The sequence below is a fragment of the Streptomyces sp. NPDC004752 genome, from assembly GCF_053601275.1.
Genome location: NZ_JBSGBN010000104.1, coordinates 1 through 17,301, shown reverse-complemented (window position 1 = coordinate 17,301; position 17,301 = coordinate 1). Strand labels below are relative to the sequence as shown.

At 72.1% G+C, this 17,301-nt stretch carries 9 protein-coding genes and 3 pseudogenes; 6 read left to right on the top strand and 6 right to left on the bottom strand.

Annotated features, from left to right (window positions below; all coding sequences use genetic code 11):
- Window positions 1-29: 29 nt before the first annotated feature.
- The 4 genes and pseudogenes from ACWEKM_RS33320 to ACWEKM_RS33305 all read right to left on the bottom strand — a co-directional run bounded on the left by ACWEKM_RS33320 (window position 30) and on the right by ACWEKM_RS33305 (window position 6,103).
- Window positions 30-2,885, bottom strand: coding sequence for a glycoside hydrolase family 2 TIM barrel-domain containing protein (locus ACWEKM_RS33320; protein WP_451624990.1), 2,856 nt, complete (start codon window positions 2,883-2,885; stop codon window positions 30-32).
- Window positions 2,886-2,897: 12 nt separating this feature from the next.
- Window positions 2,898-3,002, bottom strand: a pseudogene (locus tag ACWEKM_RS33315) (carbohydrate ABC transporter permease); the annotation flags it as partial.
- Between the two features lie 333 nt (window positions 3,003-3,335).
- Complete coding sequence (locus ACWEKM_RS33310; protein ID WP_451624989.1) at window positions 3,336-4,574, bottom strand: ROK family transcriptional regulator; 1,239 nt, start codon at window positions 4,572-4,574, stop codon at window positions 3,336-3,338.
- Between the two features lie 284 nt (window positions 4,575-4,858).
- Entirely contained in the window at window positions 4,859-6,103 is a 1,245-nt protein-coding gene (locus ACWEKM_RS33305) for an FAD-binding protein (RefSeq protein ID WP_451624988.1), read from the bottom strand.
- A gap of 394 nt (window positions 6,104-6,497) precedes the next feature.
- Here ACWEKM_RS33305 and ACWEKM_RS33300 point away from each other — a divergent pair, with 394 nt between their 5' ends.
- Together ACWEKM_RS33300 and ACWEKM_RS33295 are read left to right on the top strand one after the other, a co-directional pair.
- Window positions 6,498-7,820 carry a radical SAM protein gene (locus ACWEKM_RS33300; protein ID WP_451624987.1) on the top strand — a complete coding sequence of 441 codons (1,323 nt, stop codon included), beginning with the start codon at window positions 6,498-6,500 and terminating at the stop codon, window positions 7,818-7,820.
- Window positions 7,821-8,292: 472 nt separating this feature from the next.
- The gene (locus ACWEKM_RS33295; protein WP_451624986.1) at window positions 8,293-9,807 is read left to right on the top strand and encodes a cellulose binding domain-containing protein; all 1,515 of its coding nucleotides are present in this window, start codon (window positions 8,293-8,295) and stop codon (window positions 9,805-9,807) included.
- A gap of 878 nt (window positions 9,808-10,685) precedes the next feature.
- Here the strand turns inward: ACWEKM_RS33295 and ACWEKM_RS33290 are convergent.
- Both ACWEKM_RS33290 and ACWEKM_RS33285 read right to left on the bottom strand, forming a co-directional pair.
- Window positions 10,686-10,826: pseudogene (locus ACWEKM_RS33290) on the bottom strand (site-specific integrase); the annotation flags it as partial.
- A gap of 332 nt (window positions 10,827-11,158) precedes the next feature.
- The gene (locus ACWEKM_RS33285) at window positions 11,159-12,355 is read right to left on the bottom strand and encodes a helix-turn-helix domain-containing protein (protein ID WP_451624985.1); all 1,197 of its coding nucleotides are present in this window, start codon (window positions 12,353-12,355) and stop codon (window positions 11,159-11,161) included.
- A 1,236-nt stretch (window positions 12,356-13,591) separates the two neighbouring features.
- Between ACWEKM_RS33285 and rsgA the strand changes: the two genes are divergently transcribed.
- From rsgA to ACWEKM_RS33265, 4 genes and pseudogenes are all read left to right on the top strand, one after another.
- Window positions 13,592-14,692 carry a ribosome small subunit-dependent GTPase A gene (gene rsgA / locus ACWEKM_RS33280; RefSeq protein ID WP_451624984.1) on the top strand — a complete coding sequence of 367 codons (1,101 nt, stop codon included), beginning with the start codon at window positions 13,592-13,594 and terminating at the stop codon, window positions 14,690-14,692.
- A gap of 75 nt (window positions 14,693-14,767) precedes the next feature.
- Window positions 14,768-16,237 (top strand): AlkA N-terminal domain-containing protein, encoded by a 1,470-nt coding sequence (locus ACWEKM_RS33275; RefSeq protein WP_451625006.1) that lies wholly within the window; start codon window positions 14,768-14,770, stop codon window positions 16,235-16,237.
- A complete protein-coding gene (locus ACWEKM_RS33270; RefSeq protein ID WP_451624983.1) occupies window positions 16,234-16,734 on the top strand; it encodes a methylated-DNA--[protein]-cysteine S-methyltransferase in 501 nt (166 codons plus the stop codon). The genes ACWEKM_RS33275 and ACWEKM_RS33270 overlap by 4 nt, the downstream gene beginning before the upstream one ends.
- Before the next feature lie 277 nt (window positions 16,735-17,011).
- Window positions 17,012-17,301 (top strand): annotated as a pseudogene (locus ACWEKM_RS33265) (hypothetical protein); the annotation flags it as partial.

Here is a 17,301-nt window from a genome sequence, read left to right as displayed (position 1 = left end):
TCGGCCGGGGGCGCATGGGTCGGGAGCGGTCAGCCGAGGTTCGAGAAGACGAACGAGAACTCGGCCGGTTCGGCCCGCAGATGGTACTGCGGGAGCGGGCCGGGACCGCAGGACTGCGAGCCGATGCCGTGCTGCCCATGGTCGAGGTTGACCCACACCGTGTCGCCGGGCGTCAGGTCGCTGAGGTGGGTCGCGGCGTCCAACTGCTCGGTGGTCCAGCGGCGGGCGGTGAACCAGAACCCGGGGTCGCCCTCGATACGCAGCCCGCCGATCTCCGCCCAGCGGACGTCGGCCCGGGCGCCGTTCTCCTGCGGGCGCACGTACGGCGTCTGCAGCTCGTCGACCGTGGACTCCCAACGGCCCGGCAGCGCCGCCGACCCGGTGTCCGGGTACGCCTCGCCGGGACCGCCGCCGAACCAGCGCGCCCGGTCGGCCGCGGACAGCCCGAAGCGGATGCCGAGCCGGGGCAGCGGCACCGTCCAGTCGCCCTCCGGCGACACCGACACCGTCAGCCTCAGCCGGTCGCGGTCCGACGTCCAGCGGTACACCGTCGCCAGGCCCACCTCCCGGGCGGCGGGCGCCACCCGGGTGCGTACCGTCAGCGCGTCGCCCTCGGGTTCCACCGCGTCGAGGCGGTGCCGCACCCGGTGCAGGCCGAGCCGGCGCCACTGCGGCCCGTAGCGGGTGTCGGTCTGCCAGGCCGCGCCGTTGTCGTTGTCGGTCGTCGCCCGCCACACGTCCAGCCGCAGACCGGTGACCGGCACCGCGCCGATCGATGTGAGCGTGCCGGTGCGGGCGTCGAAGGCGGCCGGGCCGAGCGTGATCCGCCGCTCGTCGGCGACCGGTCGGGCGGTCGCCGCGACGGACGGCACCCGGCGCGCGGTGACCGGGAACCGGCCCCAGGCGACCACATGGCCGCGCGGCCCCCACGGGGTGTCGGCGGCCAGCACTGCCCGTACCGTCCCCTGCGTCTCGCCGGGGCCGGCCGGGGGCGGCTGCGGCAGCTTCGCCTCGGCCGACGCGCCGGGAGACAGGGCCGGCACCGGCAGGGCGCCCGACTCGACCGTCTCGCCGTCCACCTGGTACGCCCAGTCGAACGCGAACGCGGACAGATCGGCGAAGTCCTGCTTGTTGCGGATGCGCACGGTGCCGCCCGCGCCGTCGCCCTCGATCCCGACGGGCTCGATCACCTTCTTGTACTCGGCCAGACCGGGTGAGGGCCGGCGGTCCGGGAACAGCAGCCCGTCGCAGACGAAGTTCCCGTCGTGCAACTCCTCGCCGAAGTCGCCGCCGTACGCGAAGCCGTACCGTTCGTCCTCGATGCCGTGGTCGATCCACTCCCAGACGAAACCGCCCTGGAGCCGCTCGTACGATTCGAAGAGTCGCTGGTAGTCGGCGAGACCACCGGGGCCGTTGCCCATGGCGTGACCGTACTCGCACTGGATGAAGGGGAGTTCGCGGCGCCGCCGGGTGCCGCCGTCCAGGCCGCGGCCGATCCGCTCGACCTCGGCGTGCCCGGCGTACATCCGGGAGTACATGTCCGTGTCACGGCAGGTGAGGTCGCCCTCGTAGTGCAGGAGCCGGGAGGAGTCCCGGCCGCGGATCCACTCGGCCATCGCGGTCAGGCCGCGGCCGGTGCCGGCCTCGTTGCCGAGGGACCAGATCACCACCGACGGGTGGTTCTTGTCGCGCTCGACCATCCGGGCGGCGCGGTCCAGCAGGGCCGGGGTCCAGCGGTCGTCGTCGACGGGGTTGTCCCGCCAGCCCTGCTCGGTGAAGCCGTGCGTCTCCAGGTCGCACTCGTCGATCACCCACAGGCCCAGCTCGTCGCAGAGCGACAGAAAGGCGGGGTGCGGCGGGTAGTGGGAGGTGCGTACGGCGTTGATGTTGTGCCGCTTCATCAGCAGCACGTCCTCGCGCATGGTCTCCGGGTCCAGGGCGCGGCCCCGGCGCGGGTGCCACTCGTGCCGGTTGACGCCCTTGAACAGGACCGGCCTGCCGTTGACCTTGATCAGTCCGTCGGCCATTTCCACCGTGCGGAAGCCGATGCGCAGCGGCACCCGCTCGCCCTCGGTGGCCAGCACGCCGTCGTACAGCGTCGGGGTCTCCGCGGTCCATGGCGCGACCGGTACCGTCACCGGCTCGCCGGTCGCGACGTCGATCCCGAGGTCCGGCACGGTGACCCGGCCGGTCACGTCCGAGTCGACGCGCAGCGTGCCCGCGCCGGTGCGGTGGTCGTAGGAGGCGTGCACGAAGAAGTCGAGGGCGGCGCCCGCCGGCCGGTGCAGCAGGGTGACATCACGGAAGATGCCCGGCAGCCACCACTGGTCCTGGTCCTCCAGATACGAGCCGGCCGACCACTGGTGGACGCGGACGGCCAGCACATTGCCGCGGGGCCGCAGCAGCTGCCCGACGGCGAACTCGTGCGGCAGCCGGGAGCCCTTGAACTCGCCGATGTCCGTGCCGTTCAGCCAGACGCGGGCGCAGGACTCCACGCCGTCGAACCGCAGCACACAACCGCCGTCGGCGAGGTCCGGCCAGCCGGCGGGCAGGTCGAAGACGCGCAGATGGTCGCCGGTGGGGTTCTCGGTGGGCACGCGCGGCGGGTCCACCGGGAACGGGTAGAGGTGGTTGGTGTAGATCGGGGAGCCATGGCCCTGGAGGACCCAGTGGCCGGGCACCGAGACCTCCGCCCAGCCGCCGGAGTCGTACCCGGGCTCGGCGAACGCGGCGTCCTCGGCGTCGGCCGTCGGCGACAGCCTGAAGCGCCACCTGCCGTTCAGGGACAGGGAAGCGGCGTCGGAGGAGGCGTACCAGGCCCGGGGCGGCAGGGCCCCCGAGCCGGGCGAGACGTCCTCGACGTAATCAGAGGTACGGAAAGACATCGGTCTCCTTGCTCAGCCCTTGATGCCGGTCTGCGCGACCCCCTGCACCAGCCACCGCTGGCGGAAGCGGAACACGCGCTGCGGAGGTAGGACGGACATGGCGGTTGCCGTGAGGATCCTCGGGTCACTTGGCCTCGTCACCCCTTCCGCGTCCCCTGAACAGGCCCTGCGTCAGGTGACGACGCGGACGCGGATCAGCAGGACGCGGATCAGCAGGACGCGGATCAGCAGGGCGAGGGTCACGGTTCCTGCTGTTCGGTGCCGACATGCTGACGTCCCCTGTCCTGAGTGCGGTCGCGGCTCCACACCCACGCCGGATGACTCAACGGCGGTGCCTTGCGGGGAAGTTATCCTTCACCCAATACTTCGGCAAGGGGTTGGACGAAGTCCGCTCGAAGAGCTGTGCCGGGTCCGGCACGGCGAACGCCCGGGTGGCCGCTCACACACGCCCTAGCGTCTGGCGGGCCTGGCGCGCGGGTGTCTCGCGTTCCGGTTTTTCCGGCCGGCCGACTGGAGGGCGCCCTCCAGGGCGAACGTCGCCGCGCCCAGCGAGACCGGGTCGGTGGGGATCGGGGAGAGGACGATCTCGGTCGCGGCCAGCGGACGGCGCAGCGCGTGCCGGCCCACGGCCTCGCGCACCTCGCCGAGCAGTCGCGCGCCGAGCCGGGCGGCGACCCAGCTGCTGAGCACGACCACTTCCGGGTTGAGCAGGTTGATCAGGTCGGCGATGCCCGCGCCCAGATAGCGGGCGGTGTCCCGGACCACCCTGGCCGCCACCGGGTCGTCGGCGGCCAGGGCGCGGGCCAGCGCGTCGATGGTGGCCGTCTGGTCCTCGGGGTACAGCAGCGCGGACCGTGGATTGAGTTCCCGCAGGTTCCGCATGATGCCGGGCGCGCCGACATATGTCTCCACACAGCCGTGGTTGCCGCAGTGGCACGGCCGTCCGTCCAGCACGAGCGTGGTGTGCCCCCACTCGCCGGCGCTGTTGCTGACCCCGCGGTAGAGCTGGCCGCCCAGCGCGAGACCGGCGCCGACCCCGGTGCCGAGGTTGACCACCACGGTGTCCCCCCGGCCGCGCGCGGCCCCGAACCACAGCTCGGCCACCACACAGGCGCGCAACGGGTTGTCCAGGTACAGCGGGTAGGTGAGCTGCTCGGCGAGCAGATCGCCCAGCGGTACGTCGCGCCAGCCCCAGTTGGGCGCGTACTCGGCGATGCCGTTGTCCCGGTCCACCTGGCCCGGGACGCTCACGCCCACGCCGAGGACCCGGGCCGCCTCGCCCCCGGCCTGCGCGACCACCGAGCCGACCGCGGCGGCGACCCGCGCGACCACCTGCGCCGGGCGGTTCTCGCTCGGGCGCATGTCCTCGTCGGCGCGGGCCAGCACGTCGAGCGCGAGGTCGAACAGCTCGACATGGACGTATGTCTCCGCGATGTCGACGCCGATCAGGACGCCCCCCGAGGCGTTGACCGCGACGAGCCCCCTCGGTCGGCCGCCCGCCGAGTCCTCGAAGCCGACCTCGGTGATCATACGGAGGTCGAGCAGCTCGCCGACGAGCGTGGCGACCGTGGCCAGGCTCAGGCCGGTGGCGGCGGCCAGCTCCTGCCGGGACGTGGGCGACTCGGCGATGATCTGGCGCAGCACCTCGTAGCGGTTCGCGGTGCGGATGTCGCGTGATGTGCGCTTCATGCGGCTGCCCCTCCCATCGCCTCTGCTCCTCGGCCTCTCGGCTCCTCGGCTCCTCGGCCTCTCGGCTCCTTGTCCGCTCGGCACGGACGACCGGACGGCTGGACGACCGGACCGGGACGACCGGACCGGGACGACCGGACCGGGACGACCGGACCGGGACGACTGGGCCGGACGACCGGACCGGGACGACTGGGCCGGGCGGGGCGACGACGGCACCGGCGCGGCGCAAGGCTACGGTCCGGGAGGGAGGTTCGACAAGGTCTTAGGAAAGGGGCTGTACAAAGTCAGACGCCCAGCTGCTCGCGGACGAAGGCGTTGGCGAACTTGCCGTTCGGATCAAGGGACTTGGCGAGCGCGCGGAAGTCGTCCAGGCGCGGGTACCGGCCACGCAGTACGGCCGTCGGCACGGTGAACACCTTGCCCCAGTGCGGGCGCGGCTCGAAGGGGTCCAGCGCCCGTTCCAGCCGGCGTACCACCGGCAGCACCGCCGTCGGGTCGTCGACCCAGGTGAAGTGCAGCGCGACCGAGTCCCGACCGTGGGCGGGGCTGAGCCACTGGAGATCGGCGGCGACGGTCCGCACCTCGCAGGTCCGCAGGACGGAGGCGACCGTCCCCCGGATCGCGTCCACCGCGTGCAGCGCGTCGCGCGCGGCCGTACGCGGCAGCAGGTACTCCGACTGCAACTCGTCGCCGCTGCTCGGCGTGAACTCCGCCTTGAAGTGCGGCAGTCGCTCGTGCCAGGGCCCGGGCACGCCGAGCTGCCGGGTGCAGTTGACCGCGGGCATGCCCGGCACCGGGTGCAGGTCCTCGGTCGCGGGCGCCGCCCAGGGGAAGCGGGGCGGTGCCTGGTCGGTGCGCCGCTTGAGCCACACCTGCCGAAAGCCCGGCTCCCGCCAGTCGGTGAACAGGCTCACGCTGTACGCCGAGGCCGCGACCGTCTCGAAGTCCAGCCCGGTCAGCGGAAGTTCGGTGAACACATGCTGCTCGACCCGGTAGGCCGGTTCCAGGTCGAGGGTGAGCGCGGTGACCACGCCGAGCGCGCCGAGGGCGGTGACCGCGCCGTCGAAGCGGGCGTCGCCGCGGGCGAGGGGCACCGTCGAGCCGTCCGCCGTCATCAGCTCCACCTCCCGCACCGGCGCGGCCAGCGAGCCGTTGCCGACCCCGGAGCCATGGGTGCCGGTGGCCACCGAACCGGCCACCGAGATATGCGGCAGGGAGGCCATGTTGGGCAGGGCCAGACCGTGCGCGTGCACCGTGCGGGCCAGTTCGGCGTAGCGGACGCCGCCCGAGACCCGTACCGTGCGGGCCGCGGTGTCCACGTCGAGCAGGCGCGGCAGGTCGGCGATCGACAGCAGGACGCCGTCGGGGCCGGGGTCGGCGATCCCGTTGAACGAGTGACCGCTGCCCAGCACCCGGACCCGCGCGCTCGCGGCCACCAGGGACCGCAGCGCGTCCAGCGACCGCGGCCGGTGGTACTCCTTGGCCGTGTAGGTGATGGTGCGCGCCCAGTTGGTGACCCGCTGCGTCATCCCTTGTCACCTCTCCCGTCTCCCGGTGAGTGCTCCTGCCCCGACCATCTCATCCGCCCCGCCCCACGGCACCGTCTCCTGGCCCCGACCTGCGGCACCGTCTCCCTGCCCTGCCCTGCCCTGCCCTGCCCCGCGTCGCGTCGCACGGACGCGCCGGGGCGGTCTGCCCGTCACGCCCGGGGGAGGAGCGGTCGCGGTGTGAGCGGTGTCACAGGAGGGCAGGGCCGGTGCTCTCGCGGGGGCGGTGCGGCAGGCGCTCTGCCGTACGGCGCGCGGGTGCGAGGCGTCCGGTCGTGCCCTGCCGGGTGCGGCGCACGGGGGACCCGGCAGGTGTGGCGTGCGGGTGAGGGCATACCGTGAGGAGTCGTACGCCTGAGCCGGGAGGAGAGACGGGATGGGCAGCCGCACCGCGCTGGTCGAGGATCTGATGGAGCGATTCCCGCACGTACCGCGGGAAGCCGTCTTCAAGGAGGACCTGCTCCGGGGCGGTGTCGCCTTCGACGCGTCCGCCCTGTCCGACAACGAGGACGGCGAGGTCAAACCGAAGTCGTACTTCATCTTCTCCTTCGACCACGGCACCCTGCCGGAGCTGGGCGAGGCCGCGCTGCGCCGCCCGCCGGAGGAGATCATCCTCACCGGCGGCCCGTACGAGCTGCGCCGGACCGTGGTCTCCGTGCGGGTGAACCCGTCCTCGCCGTACCGGGTCGCCGCCGACGACGCGGGGCTGCTCGGCCTCTACCTCGACGGGAAGCGGATCGCCGACGTCGGGGTGCCGCCGATGCCCGAGTACTACCGGCACACCCTGTCCAACGGGAAGTCCGTGATGGAGGTGGCCCCCACCATCCAGTGGGGCTATCTGATCTACCTCACCGTCTTCCGCGTCTGCCAGTACTTCGGCGCGAAGGAGGAGTGCCAGTACTGCGACATCAACCACAACTGGCGCCAGCACAAGGCGGCCGGGCGGCCCTACACCGGCGTGAAGGATGTCGAGGAGGTCCTGGAGGCGCTGGAGATCATCGACCGGTACGACACCCAGAGGGCGTCCACCGCCTACACGCTCACCGGCGGCGCCATCACCAAGACGGTCGCCGGGCGCGACGAGGCCGACTTCTACGGCCATTACGCCAAGGCCATCGAGGAGCGCTTCCCGGGCCGCTGGATCGGCAAGGTCGTCGCGCAGGCGCTGCCCAAGGACGATGTGCGGCGCTTCAAGGACTACGGCGTGCAGATCTACCACCCCAACTTCGAGGTGTGGGACCGCCGGCTGTTCGAGCTGTACTGCCCGGGCAAGGAGCGCTACGTCGGCCGCGACGAGTGGCACCGGCGCATCCTCGACTCGGCGGAGATCTTCGGCGCGCGCAACGTCATCCCGAACTTCGTGGCGGGCGTCGAGATGGCCGAGCCGTTCGGCTTCACCACCGTCGACGAGGCCATCGCGTCCACCACCGAGGGCCTGCGCTTCTTCATGTCGCACGGGATCACGCCCCGCTTCACCACCTGGTGCCCGGAGCCCACCACCCCGCTCGGCAAGGCCAACCCCCAGGGGGCGCCGCTGGAGTACCACATCCGGCTGCTTGAGGCATACCGGGCCACCATGGACGACTTCGGACTGTCCTCCCCGCCCGGCTACGGCCCGCCCGGACCCGGCCGCGCCGTCTTCTCCGTCAGCTCCTTCATGGACAGCCTCGCCGCCGCCGAGGAGCCGGCCGAGGTCTGACGCCTGTCCGCTCGCCGGACCGGGGCCCGCCCGGAGGGTGCCGGTTCCGAGGGTGCCCGTCCCGAGGGAGCCCGGTCGGTCCGAGGGTGCCCGGTCCGGCGGAAACGAATGCGGCGGAAACGAATACGGCGCCACGGTGAGTCGAATCCCGGTCGCGGTCCGTACAGAAGGCCGGAGTTGTGGCTCGCGGCGGACCGGGGCGCACGCCGTGCCGGAGCGCCCGCACGGCATCGCGCACCGGATCGTACGCAAGCCATCGCGTGCCGGATCGTCCGTAAGGCGTCGCGCGTCGGAGCGTCCGCACGGCGTCGCGCGCCGGACCGACCCGCCGCGTGCTGCCCGCAGCCGGAATGTGAAGAGTCCGCTTGTCGGCTGTGTCGAAAACGTGAAAGGCTCGGGCCCTGCCGCGAGGTTCCCCCCAACTCCATTGCCAATATGGTGAGTTGACCTCGCTCGTGGATGCAGGAGACCCATGCCCGACCTGCCGACCCCCCAGGACGCCACCGAGGCCGCGCTGTTCCCCGAGTACTGGGACGCCGTGCTCTCCTACGCGGACCTGTGCACATCCGGCGCCCAGACGGCCAACCAACTCGCCGCGGAGGCGTTCGCGGCCGGCCTCGGCGAGGCTCGCGCCATGGGGTCCTCGCCGGTGCGCGCCGGCCGGCGCGCACCGCGGCTGCCGATGATCCCGCTGCTCCTGACCGCCGTCCGCACCGCCGCCGCCGACTGGGAGGCCGACGGGCTCGGCCACCGGCTCGACCCCGAGCTGCGGCTCTGGCTCAACTCCGAGAAGGCCGCCCACTACACCGGGCCGCCGCTGCGCCGCCCGGTCGCCCTGCGCGGCCTCAGAGACCTCCAGGAGGCGGACGCCTCGCTGCTGTGGCTGGTCGAGGTGGAGGCGCTGCCGCTGCCCGTCGCCGCCCGCCGGCTCGGCCTCGACCCGGACGTCGCGAACCATGAACTCGGCCAGGTACGGGCCCTGTTCCGGGACCGCTGCCACCGCGCCCACCTCGACACCCCGATGGACGCGCGGTGCCACAGCTACGCCCGGCTGCTCGACGCGGTCACCCGCTCGCCCGCCACCGACACCCCCGACGACCTCTCCCGGCACCTCGCCACCTGCGTCCAGTGCGCACAGGCCGCCGCCTGCCTGCGGCTGCACGGCGGCGGGCTGCCCGCGGCGCTGGCCGGCGGGGTCATCGGCTGGGGCGGCCTCGCCTATCTGGAACGCCGCCGCCGCGCCGCCGAGGTACGGCTCGGCGCCGGCCGCCCCGGGGCACCGGCGGAGCGGGAGACCGGCGACCCGAAGGGGGTCACCGGCCGCGGCCGTCTGCTGCGCGGCGGCCTGCTCGCCACGGCCGTCCTGCTGTCGCTGCTGGCGCTCGGCGTGTCGATGATGCCCTTCGGCGGCTCCGACGAGGACCGGGCCGCAGGACCCGACGACCGGCAGCCGGTCGCCGGTCCCGGCAAGCCGCTCCCGTCCGCCGACCCCTCGCGGTCCACGCCCACCACCCGCTCCGCCGCCCCCTCCGCGCCCGGCACCACGTCCGGCACCTCGGCCGACACGACGTCCGGCACCTCGGCCGGGGCCGCCGACCATGGCCCCGACCCGGCACCCCAGGGCACCTCCGTGTCCACCGCCCGCGGCTCGGACCCCACGACCCGGCCGGGCGCCGCCTGCCAGGTCGAGTACGAGCAGGTCAACGAGTGGCCCGACGGCTTCCAGGCCACCGTCACCGTCACCACCGCAAAGGCCCTCACCGACTGGCGCGTCTCCTGGTCCTTCCGGGACGGCCAGCAGGTGAGCCAGATGTGGGACGCGAGCGTCAGCCAGCACGGCTCCCGGGCCACCGCCACCGCCGCGGACTACAACAAGTCCGTCGCCGCGCACGCCGGCCTCAGCTTCGGCTTCCTCGCATCGAGGCACGCCAGGAACTCCGCGCCGTACGCATTCACACTGAACGGAACCGCCTGCACGACCCACTGACCACACCCCGGGCCAGTCGACTCGGGATCCTGCATCGCAGTGGTATCACGAGGAACTGAGCGACCAGGAGCTTCTGAACTCGATCAATAAAGCTGCGGAAGGGGACGGGATAGCCGTCTCACGCGGGGGAATCATCCTTGGAGGGCATCATCGCTGGGATGAGCTCCAAAGGAGAATTCAGGACGGGCATATCGACCCAGACACGCCAATCCGTATCGACGTTTTGGGTGAGGACTGATGCTCCGATTTCTGTGATTCGTGCGACTGACTCCGGCCTCCGGGTGTGTCAGATCAGTTTCGATACGCTGCTCGAAATCCAACTGGAGGCGGAGGAGCGAGGCTGGGCGACTCGGTGGACCTCCGTGGATGCACTCCGCAGCCAGGTCAAGGAAGGAAGCGTCGTCCTTCAGTCGCTGATGCGTGAAGAGAGAGGGGGGGAATGGTGCGGGCCTACCGATGCCTTCTCCTGTTCCCGACCGTGGAAGACGGAGATGCTGGGGGAGTTGCCACGATCGATCTCGATCCGGTCAGGTGCGAATCGTTGGAGCGGCTTGATCGAGACCCGGATGTACGGAAGGTTCTGGCTCGAATGTTCTCCCTTGCAATGGGCGGGATTTCAATGGTCTCGAAGAAGTAGTGGACTCTCCTGATCTGCGGGCAGAGTTGCGGTAGTGGCAATTGGAACGACGACTTCTTGGTGACTGCTCAGGGGGTTGTCGTTCAGAGAGGGAATTCGCGCGCTGCTGGGGTGCGCAGACTCGGGCCAATTCGCGCATCGACGAGATCAGCAATCGAAGAACAATGAACGAAGAAGGGTCTGCCGGAGATACTTCCGGCAGACCCTTCTGGGTTGGCTGACGGCAACGCTGACGGCAACGTCAGCGGACGACGGCTGCGGCGGGTGGGTCGTTGGGGTTGTCGTCGGTCAGGCCGAGTGCTTCGCCCAGGGTGTCGATGGCTTGGCGTTGCAGGCGGAGTCGGACGTGGGCGTGGACGGTGACGGTGACGCCGATGTGGGCGCGGGCGAACCAGACCGATCTCCTCGCCGCGCAGTACCCGGGCGGCCGGGACGCGAGCCGGACAGGCGGTCGATGCCTCTGCAGCAAGGCCGCCGGACGGGTGATCTGGTCTGCGACGGCGGCCCGGTGCGGGCCACAGCAGCCGTAGCAGAGGCTCGAAGATGCGGGCGATACAGTGCGGCATGTCGACGCTCCTTGTCAGCGTTGGCCATGCCCCCGGACCGTTTGCCCGCGTTTGCCCGGTCGCGGGGGTCCTGACGAGACGTCAGCCTGCCGACCGGCGATGCACGGCAGTTGCACCGAAAGGTGCAACTCCTCCTGCCAGGAATCCGCTATATCCCGACCCACTCCGCGTACTGCGCCAGCGAGCCGTTACGCCCCCGCTCCTGCCGCTTCAGGGCCAGCACCGTCTCCCGCACAGTCGGGTGATAGCGGGTCTGCTGCGGCGCGATGCGCCGGGCCTGATGCAGGCAGTCCAACGCCTGCTCCGAGTGGCCTGACCAGGCGTGAGCCCGGCCGAGGTCCATCCAGTGGTGCCCGGCCCGGGAGCGGGTCCAGCCGCGCGGAATGCGTACGTTCTCAGCGAGTTCGATCGCGCGCCCGAATTCGTCGGCCTCCGAGGCGATGGCCACGGCATGCACACCGACGTTCACCGGCCCCCAGGTGACGCCGAAGTCGGGCAACTCGCCCGTGGCCTGGGCAAGGGCACGGGCCTCGGCCAGCCGGGCGTCGGCGTGATCCCGGTCCTTCATGCGACCCGCGATGGTCGCGGCGCGCAGGTGCAGCATGCCCCGCATCGCCTCAATACCCGCCGGGCGGCGTGACTCCTGACCATCGAGGTCCCGCAGACCTTTGTCGACCACCCGCAGTCCCACGTCGTACCGACCCGACGACATCGTGGTCTGCGCACGCAGGAAGGCATGCATGGCGGCCAGCCCCGGCTCGTCGGCGCGCGGTGCGGTCCAGGCGAGCCGGTCCAGCGCAACGGTCGCCAGATCGAGGAAGCCGAGCTTCCACGCCACGGTGAACACACAGCGGAATGTCTCCGCCAGACATTCGTAGGCCAGCCGCTGCTCTTCCCCGGTACTGGTGTGCACCGCCTGCACCGACTCGTCGATCAGCACGGGCAGGTCGCGCACCATATCCGTGTACTGCGCCTGACGGCGTTGCTCCAGAGCCCGCTGGACATCCGTCCAGATCAACGCGGCCGGGCGCGGAGCCGTCTCCCAGTCCAGATCGATGTCCCAGTTCTCCAGCCCCTCACGGATCGGCTGGATCAGCGCATCCATCCGGTCCCGGCGCAATTCGTCGGCATACGGCTGCCCCAGCAACTCGGACGTGGAAACACCCAGCGCGCGGGCACAGGCCGCAACGAGAGCCGGAGAGGCGGGCTTCTGTCCGCACTCGGCCTTCGACAACAGCGACTTCGACACGTGAGCCCGCATCGCCAGCCCCTGCTGCGTCAGCCCACGCTGCTTCCGGATACGGGCGATCCGAGCGCCGGTGTGCTCCTCGATGCTCTGCGACACGGCGAACTCCGTTCTGCGGCAACACTCGGACGGTACCCCTGTAACACGGCCCCGGACCGGCCGAACAACGATCATCCAGGCTGCCCGCCGGACCACACCTGCCAGTCCGACGCGTCGGAACACACTCCAGCCGAACGACCAGCCGACGGCGACGGCACAGCGCCAAGGCGGTATGCGTCCAATCTTTCGCTCCGTCTTTCAAGGCGACCCGCTGACGTGGGTCGCGGGGCGGCACGGCCTCCCACCCGGCCCGCTCTCGGCTCCGCCACCGCGGGCCGACCAGCGACCAGGCCGCGCAGAAGCGCGTAGCGGACGACCAGATACGAGCGAAGAGGGCACGCGCCCACCCGGCGAGCGCCAGGCCGACAGCGAGGCGACGGCAGGGAGTTGGGCGCGGCGCAGCCCAGCCGTGGGGTCGGTCGACTCCGTGTGCTTTACCCACCTCCCCGGGCCGGGGCCCGCGTCGGGCAAGGCCAGGGGGCCACTCGTGCACATTGCGGGCAGGAACACGACCTGCCCGAGTCGCCGGGCCAGAGTACGGCCCCCTGACCATGCCCGACCCCAACCCGGGCAGGACACCGGCCAAAGCCCACTCCACCGCCCTTACGCGCGTAGCCATCTGACGGCAACGCCGATGGCAACACGCACGCACAGCACGGCACTTCCACGCACACCAGCGGACAAGTCGAGTGACGCTGGCATCGGTATGCCTGACCTATTGAATGACGACCAGGTTTGACTGAAGGCGGCTGATATCGCGCGGCGAATGCACGTGCTCCTGCAGTAGCCAGATTCGAACAAGTCGCCTTGGTAGAGGAAAGGGTGGGTCCCTCGGCTCGGAGGCCGAGGCACCCACCCATGGTCGTTTGACGGCAACATCAGCGGACATCTGCTGCCGAAGGCGGGTCGACTGGCCGGGCGGTTCGGTCGACGTTCGGCCGGGGTGTTGTGCGTGGAGCGGCCACCGGGCCGGGTTCCGCGAAAAGGCGTGGTGCCGCGGCGCCCTCTCCCGTACGCTCTGGACCGCAAACCGGTGCTCACGTACGAGCCGTTTGCCTACAGACCGTCCGCGTCAGTACGAAGAAGAATGCAGGAGGTGCGTTTCGATGATTGCCGTCGCGCAGGGCAGTGCCCGCTCTCAGTACGTCATCCACACTTCTGCGGTCTCCGGCTGACAGCCGCTCGACATCCGCGCGCCTGACGCGCCGCCGGGGCCGCCCTTCGAAGGGTTCCCCCTTGTCTTTCTCTTCTTTCGAGGCTTCTTCGCGTGCGCTCGCCCCTTATGGGTGGGATGTGGACTGGGAGGCCGAGTTCTCGCCCTACGCCGAGCAGGGTCTCTTGCCCGGCCGGGTCGTCCGTGTCGACCGTGGTCAGTGTGACGTGATCACCGCCCACGGGGTGCTGCGCGCCGACACCGCCTTCGTCACCCCCCACGATCCGCTGCGGGTCGTGTGCACCGGCGACTGGGCCGCCGTCGATCCCGGCGGCACCCCGCGCTACGTACGGTCGTATCTGCCGCGCCGTACCGCCTTCGTGCGCTCCACCTCCTCCAAGCGGTCCGAGGGGCAGATCCTCGCCGCCAACGTGGACCAGGCGATCGTCGCCGTGTCCCTGGCCGTCGAACTCGACCTCGGCCGCGTCGAACGATTCCTGGCACTCGCCTGGGAGTCCGGTGCGCAGCCCGTGGTCGTGCTCACCAAGGCCGACCTCGTGCCCGACCCGGTGACCCTCGGGCACCTCGTGCGGGACGTGGAGACGGCCTCGCCCGGGGTGCCGGTGCTGACCGTCAGCGCCCTGCACCGGGAAGGTCTCGACGCCCTCGGCGCGCTGGCCGGCGCGGGCACCTCCGTGCTGCTCGGGCAGTCCGGGGCGGGCAAGTCGACCCTCGCCAACGCCCTGGTCGGCGTGGACGTCATGGGCGTACAGGCCGCCCGCGACGTGGACGGCAAGGGCCGGCACACGACCACCACCCGCAATCTGCTTGCCCTGCCCGGCGGAGGCGTGCTCATCGACACGCCGGGGCTGCGCGGCGTCGGGCTCTTCGACGCCGAGACCGGGGTCGGGCAGGTCTTCGCCGAGATCGAGGAACTGGCCGAGGAGTGCCGCTTCCAGGACTGCGCGCACGACCGTGAGCCCGGGTGCGCGGTCACGGCCGCCGTCGACACCGGCCGGCTGCCGGCCCGCCGCCTGGACAGCTACCGCAAGCTGGTCCGGGAGAACCAGCGGATCGTCGCGAAGACCGACGCGCGGGTCCGTGCCGAACTGCGCCGGGACTGGAAACGGAAAGGGGCGGAGGGCAGGGCGGCGATGGCGGCCAAGCGCGGACACCTGCGGTGACCCCGCGGGGGCGGCAGCGTCGCGTCCGATTTCCGCCAGCCGCCCCCGCCCGCGTCACCCACACTGGATGACGTGATGGACGAGGACACCAGGTACGAGGCCGTGCGCAGCCGGGACGCCCGGTTCGACGGGGAGTTCTTCTTCGCCGTCGAGACGACCGGGATCTACTGTCGGCCCAGCTGCCCGGCCGTGACCCCGAAGCGGCGGAACGTGCGGTTCTTCATGACCGCCGCCGCCGCGCAGGGCCGTGGCTTCCGGGCGTGCCGCCGCTGTCGCCCGGACGCTGTGCCCGGCTCCGCCGACTGGAACGCCCGCGCGGACGTCGTGGGCCGCGCCATGCGGCTGATCGGCGACGGCATCGTGGACCGCGAGGGCGTCGCCGGGCTGGCCACCCGGCTCGGCTACAGCGCCCGACAGGTCCAGCGGCAGCTCACCGCCGAGCTGGGCGCCGGACCCGTCGCGCTCGCCCGGGCCCAGCGGGCGCACACCGCACGCGTCCTGCTGCAGACCACCGACCTGGCGATCACCGAGATCGCGTTCGCCTCCGGGTTCGCCAGCGTGCGGCAGTTCAACGACACGATCCGGGCCGTGTACGCGGCCACCCCGAGCGAACTGCGCGCCGCCGCGCCCCAGGGCAGGGGCCGGGCGCCGCGCGCCACCCCCGGCGCCGGGATTCCGCTGCGGCTCGCCTACCGCGGGCCCTACCAGGCCGCCGCCGTCTTCGACCTGCTCGCGCGTGAGGCCGTGGGCGGCGTCGAGGATGTGAGCGGCGCCCGGGGCGACCGCATCTACCGGCGCACGCTCCGGCTGCCGTACGGCACCGGCATCGGCGCCGTCGCGGAGCGCACCCGGTACCCGAAGGCGGGGCCCGCCGCCCACCCCGGCGGCTGGCTCGACGCCCGGCTGCACCTGACCGACCCACGGGACCTGACCACGGCGGTGCAGCGACTGCGCCGGCTGTTTGACTTGGACGCTGATCCGTACGCGATCGACGAACGGCTGAGCGCCGACGTACGACTCGCCCCGCTGGTCGCCGCCCGGCCCGGACTGCGCTCACCGGGAGCCGCCGACCCCGCGGAGTGGGCGGTGCGCGCGCTGGCCGGGCCCGCGGAGTCCGAGCGGCTGGTACGGCGCTACGGGAAGGCGCTCGACGCCCCTTGCGGCAGCCTCACCCATCTGTTCCCGGAACCCGCCGTCCTCGCCGAGGCCGAGCCGCACGGCCCCCTGGGCGCGCTGGCCGCCGCGCTCGCCGACGGCACCGTACGGCTGGATCCGGGCGCGGACCGGGACGACACCAATGACGCTCTGCTCGCCCTGCCCGGCCTGGACCCGGCCGTCGCCGCCGCGATCCGGGTTCGTGCCCTCGGCGATCCCGATGTGGCCCCGCCCGGCCTCGACATGCCGGACGGCCGACGGCCCTGGCGTTCCTACGCCGTGCGGCACCTGGAGGTCGCACGGCACCTGGAGGTCGCACGGGACCTCGGCGACGGAGGCCCGTACGCCCCCCAACACCCGTATCCAGAAAGGAAGTCGGAGCCGGTATGACCCTTGAACCGACGTACTGGACCACCGCGGCCGGACCCCTCGGCCCGCTTCTGCTCACCGCGGGCCCGGACGGCGCGCTCACCTCGCTCTCCGTGCCCGGCCAGAAGGGCGGCCGCACGGTCGGCGAGGGCTGGCGGCGCGACCCCGGCCCGTTCCGGGCGGCCGAGGAGCAACTCGTCGCCTATCTCGCCGGCGAGCTGAAGGAGTTCCGGCTGGAGTTGCGGACGCACGGCACCGAGTTCCGGGAGCGGGTGTGGGCCGCGCTCGACTCCGTTCCCTACGGGGCGACCACGACGTACGGCGAGATCGCCGCGCGGATCGGCGCGCCGCGGGCCGCGGTGCGGGCGGTCGGCGGCGCGATCGGCGCCAACCCCCTGCTGATCGTGCGCCCGTGCCACCGGGTGATCGGCGCGGACGGCTCCCTGACCGGCTACGCCGGCGGCCTCGACCGCAAGACCTGGCTGCTCACCCTGGAGGGCGCACTCGCCCCGCGTTGACGCTCCGCGCTGACGGCCTGCGTTGACCGCTCGCGTTGACTGTTCGCGCTCACCGCCCGTGTCGACCGCTCGCGTTGACTGTTCCTGTCGACCGCCCGTGCCCACTGTGCGCGCCGTCTGTTCGCGCTGTCCGCCCGCGTGAACCGCCCGCCCGACCTACCGGGCCGATCGCGCGCGCTGGGCCGAGCGGGTGTCATCGCGGTGCTGCCGCCCCCGCACCGCCCGGCCGTGTGTCACCTTCGCCTCCTGCGGGCCATCGGGAAGGGCGGGGGCACACATGGTCAAGGTGGGGCGGGTACTCGCGGCGGCGCTCCTGGCGCTGATCGGTACGACGGGAGCGGCGACCCGGACGGGGGCGGCGACGGCCACGGCGACGGAGGCGGCGCGCGCGGGCACGCCGACAGCGGTCCGCGCCGAGTCCGCGGCCTCCCAGGTGCCGGACCCCAGGACCGGCACCAGGGTGGCCGCGCCCACCGGCACCCCCCCCCCGCTACCCCGCCCCCCCATCCGCAACCTCCAACCCCACATCGTCGGCGGCCAACACCAGCGGCTCCCCCACAGCAACCG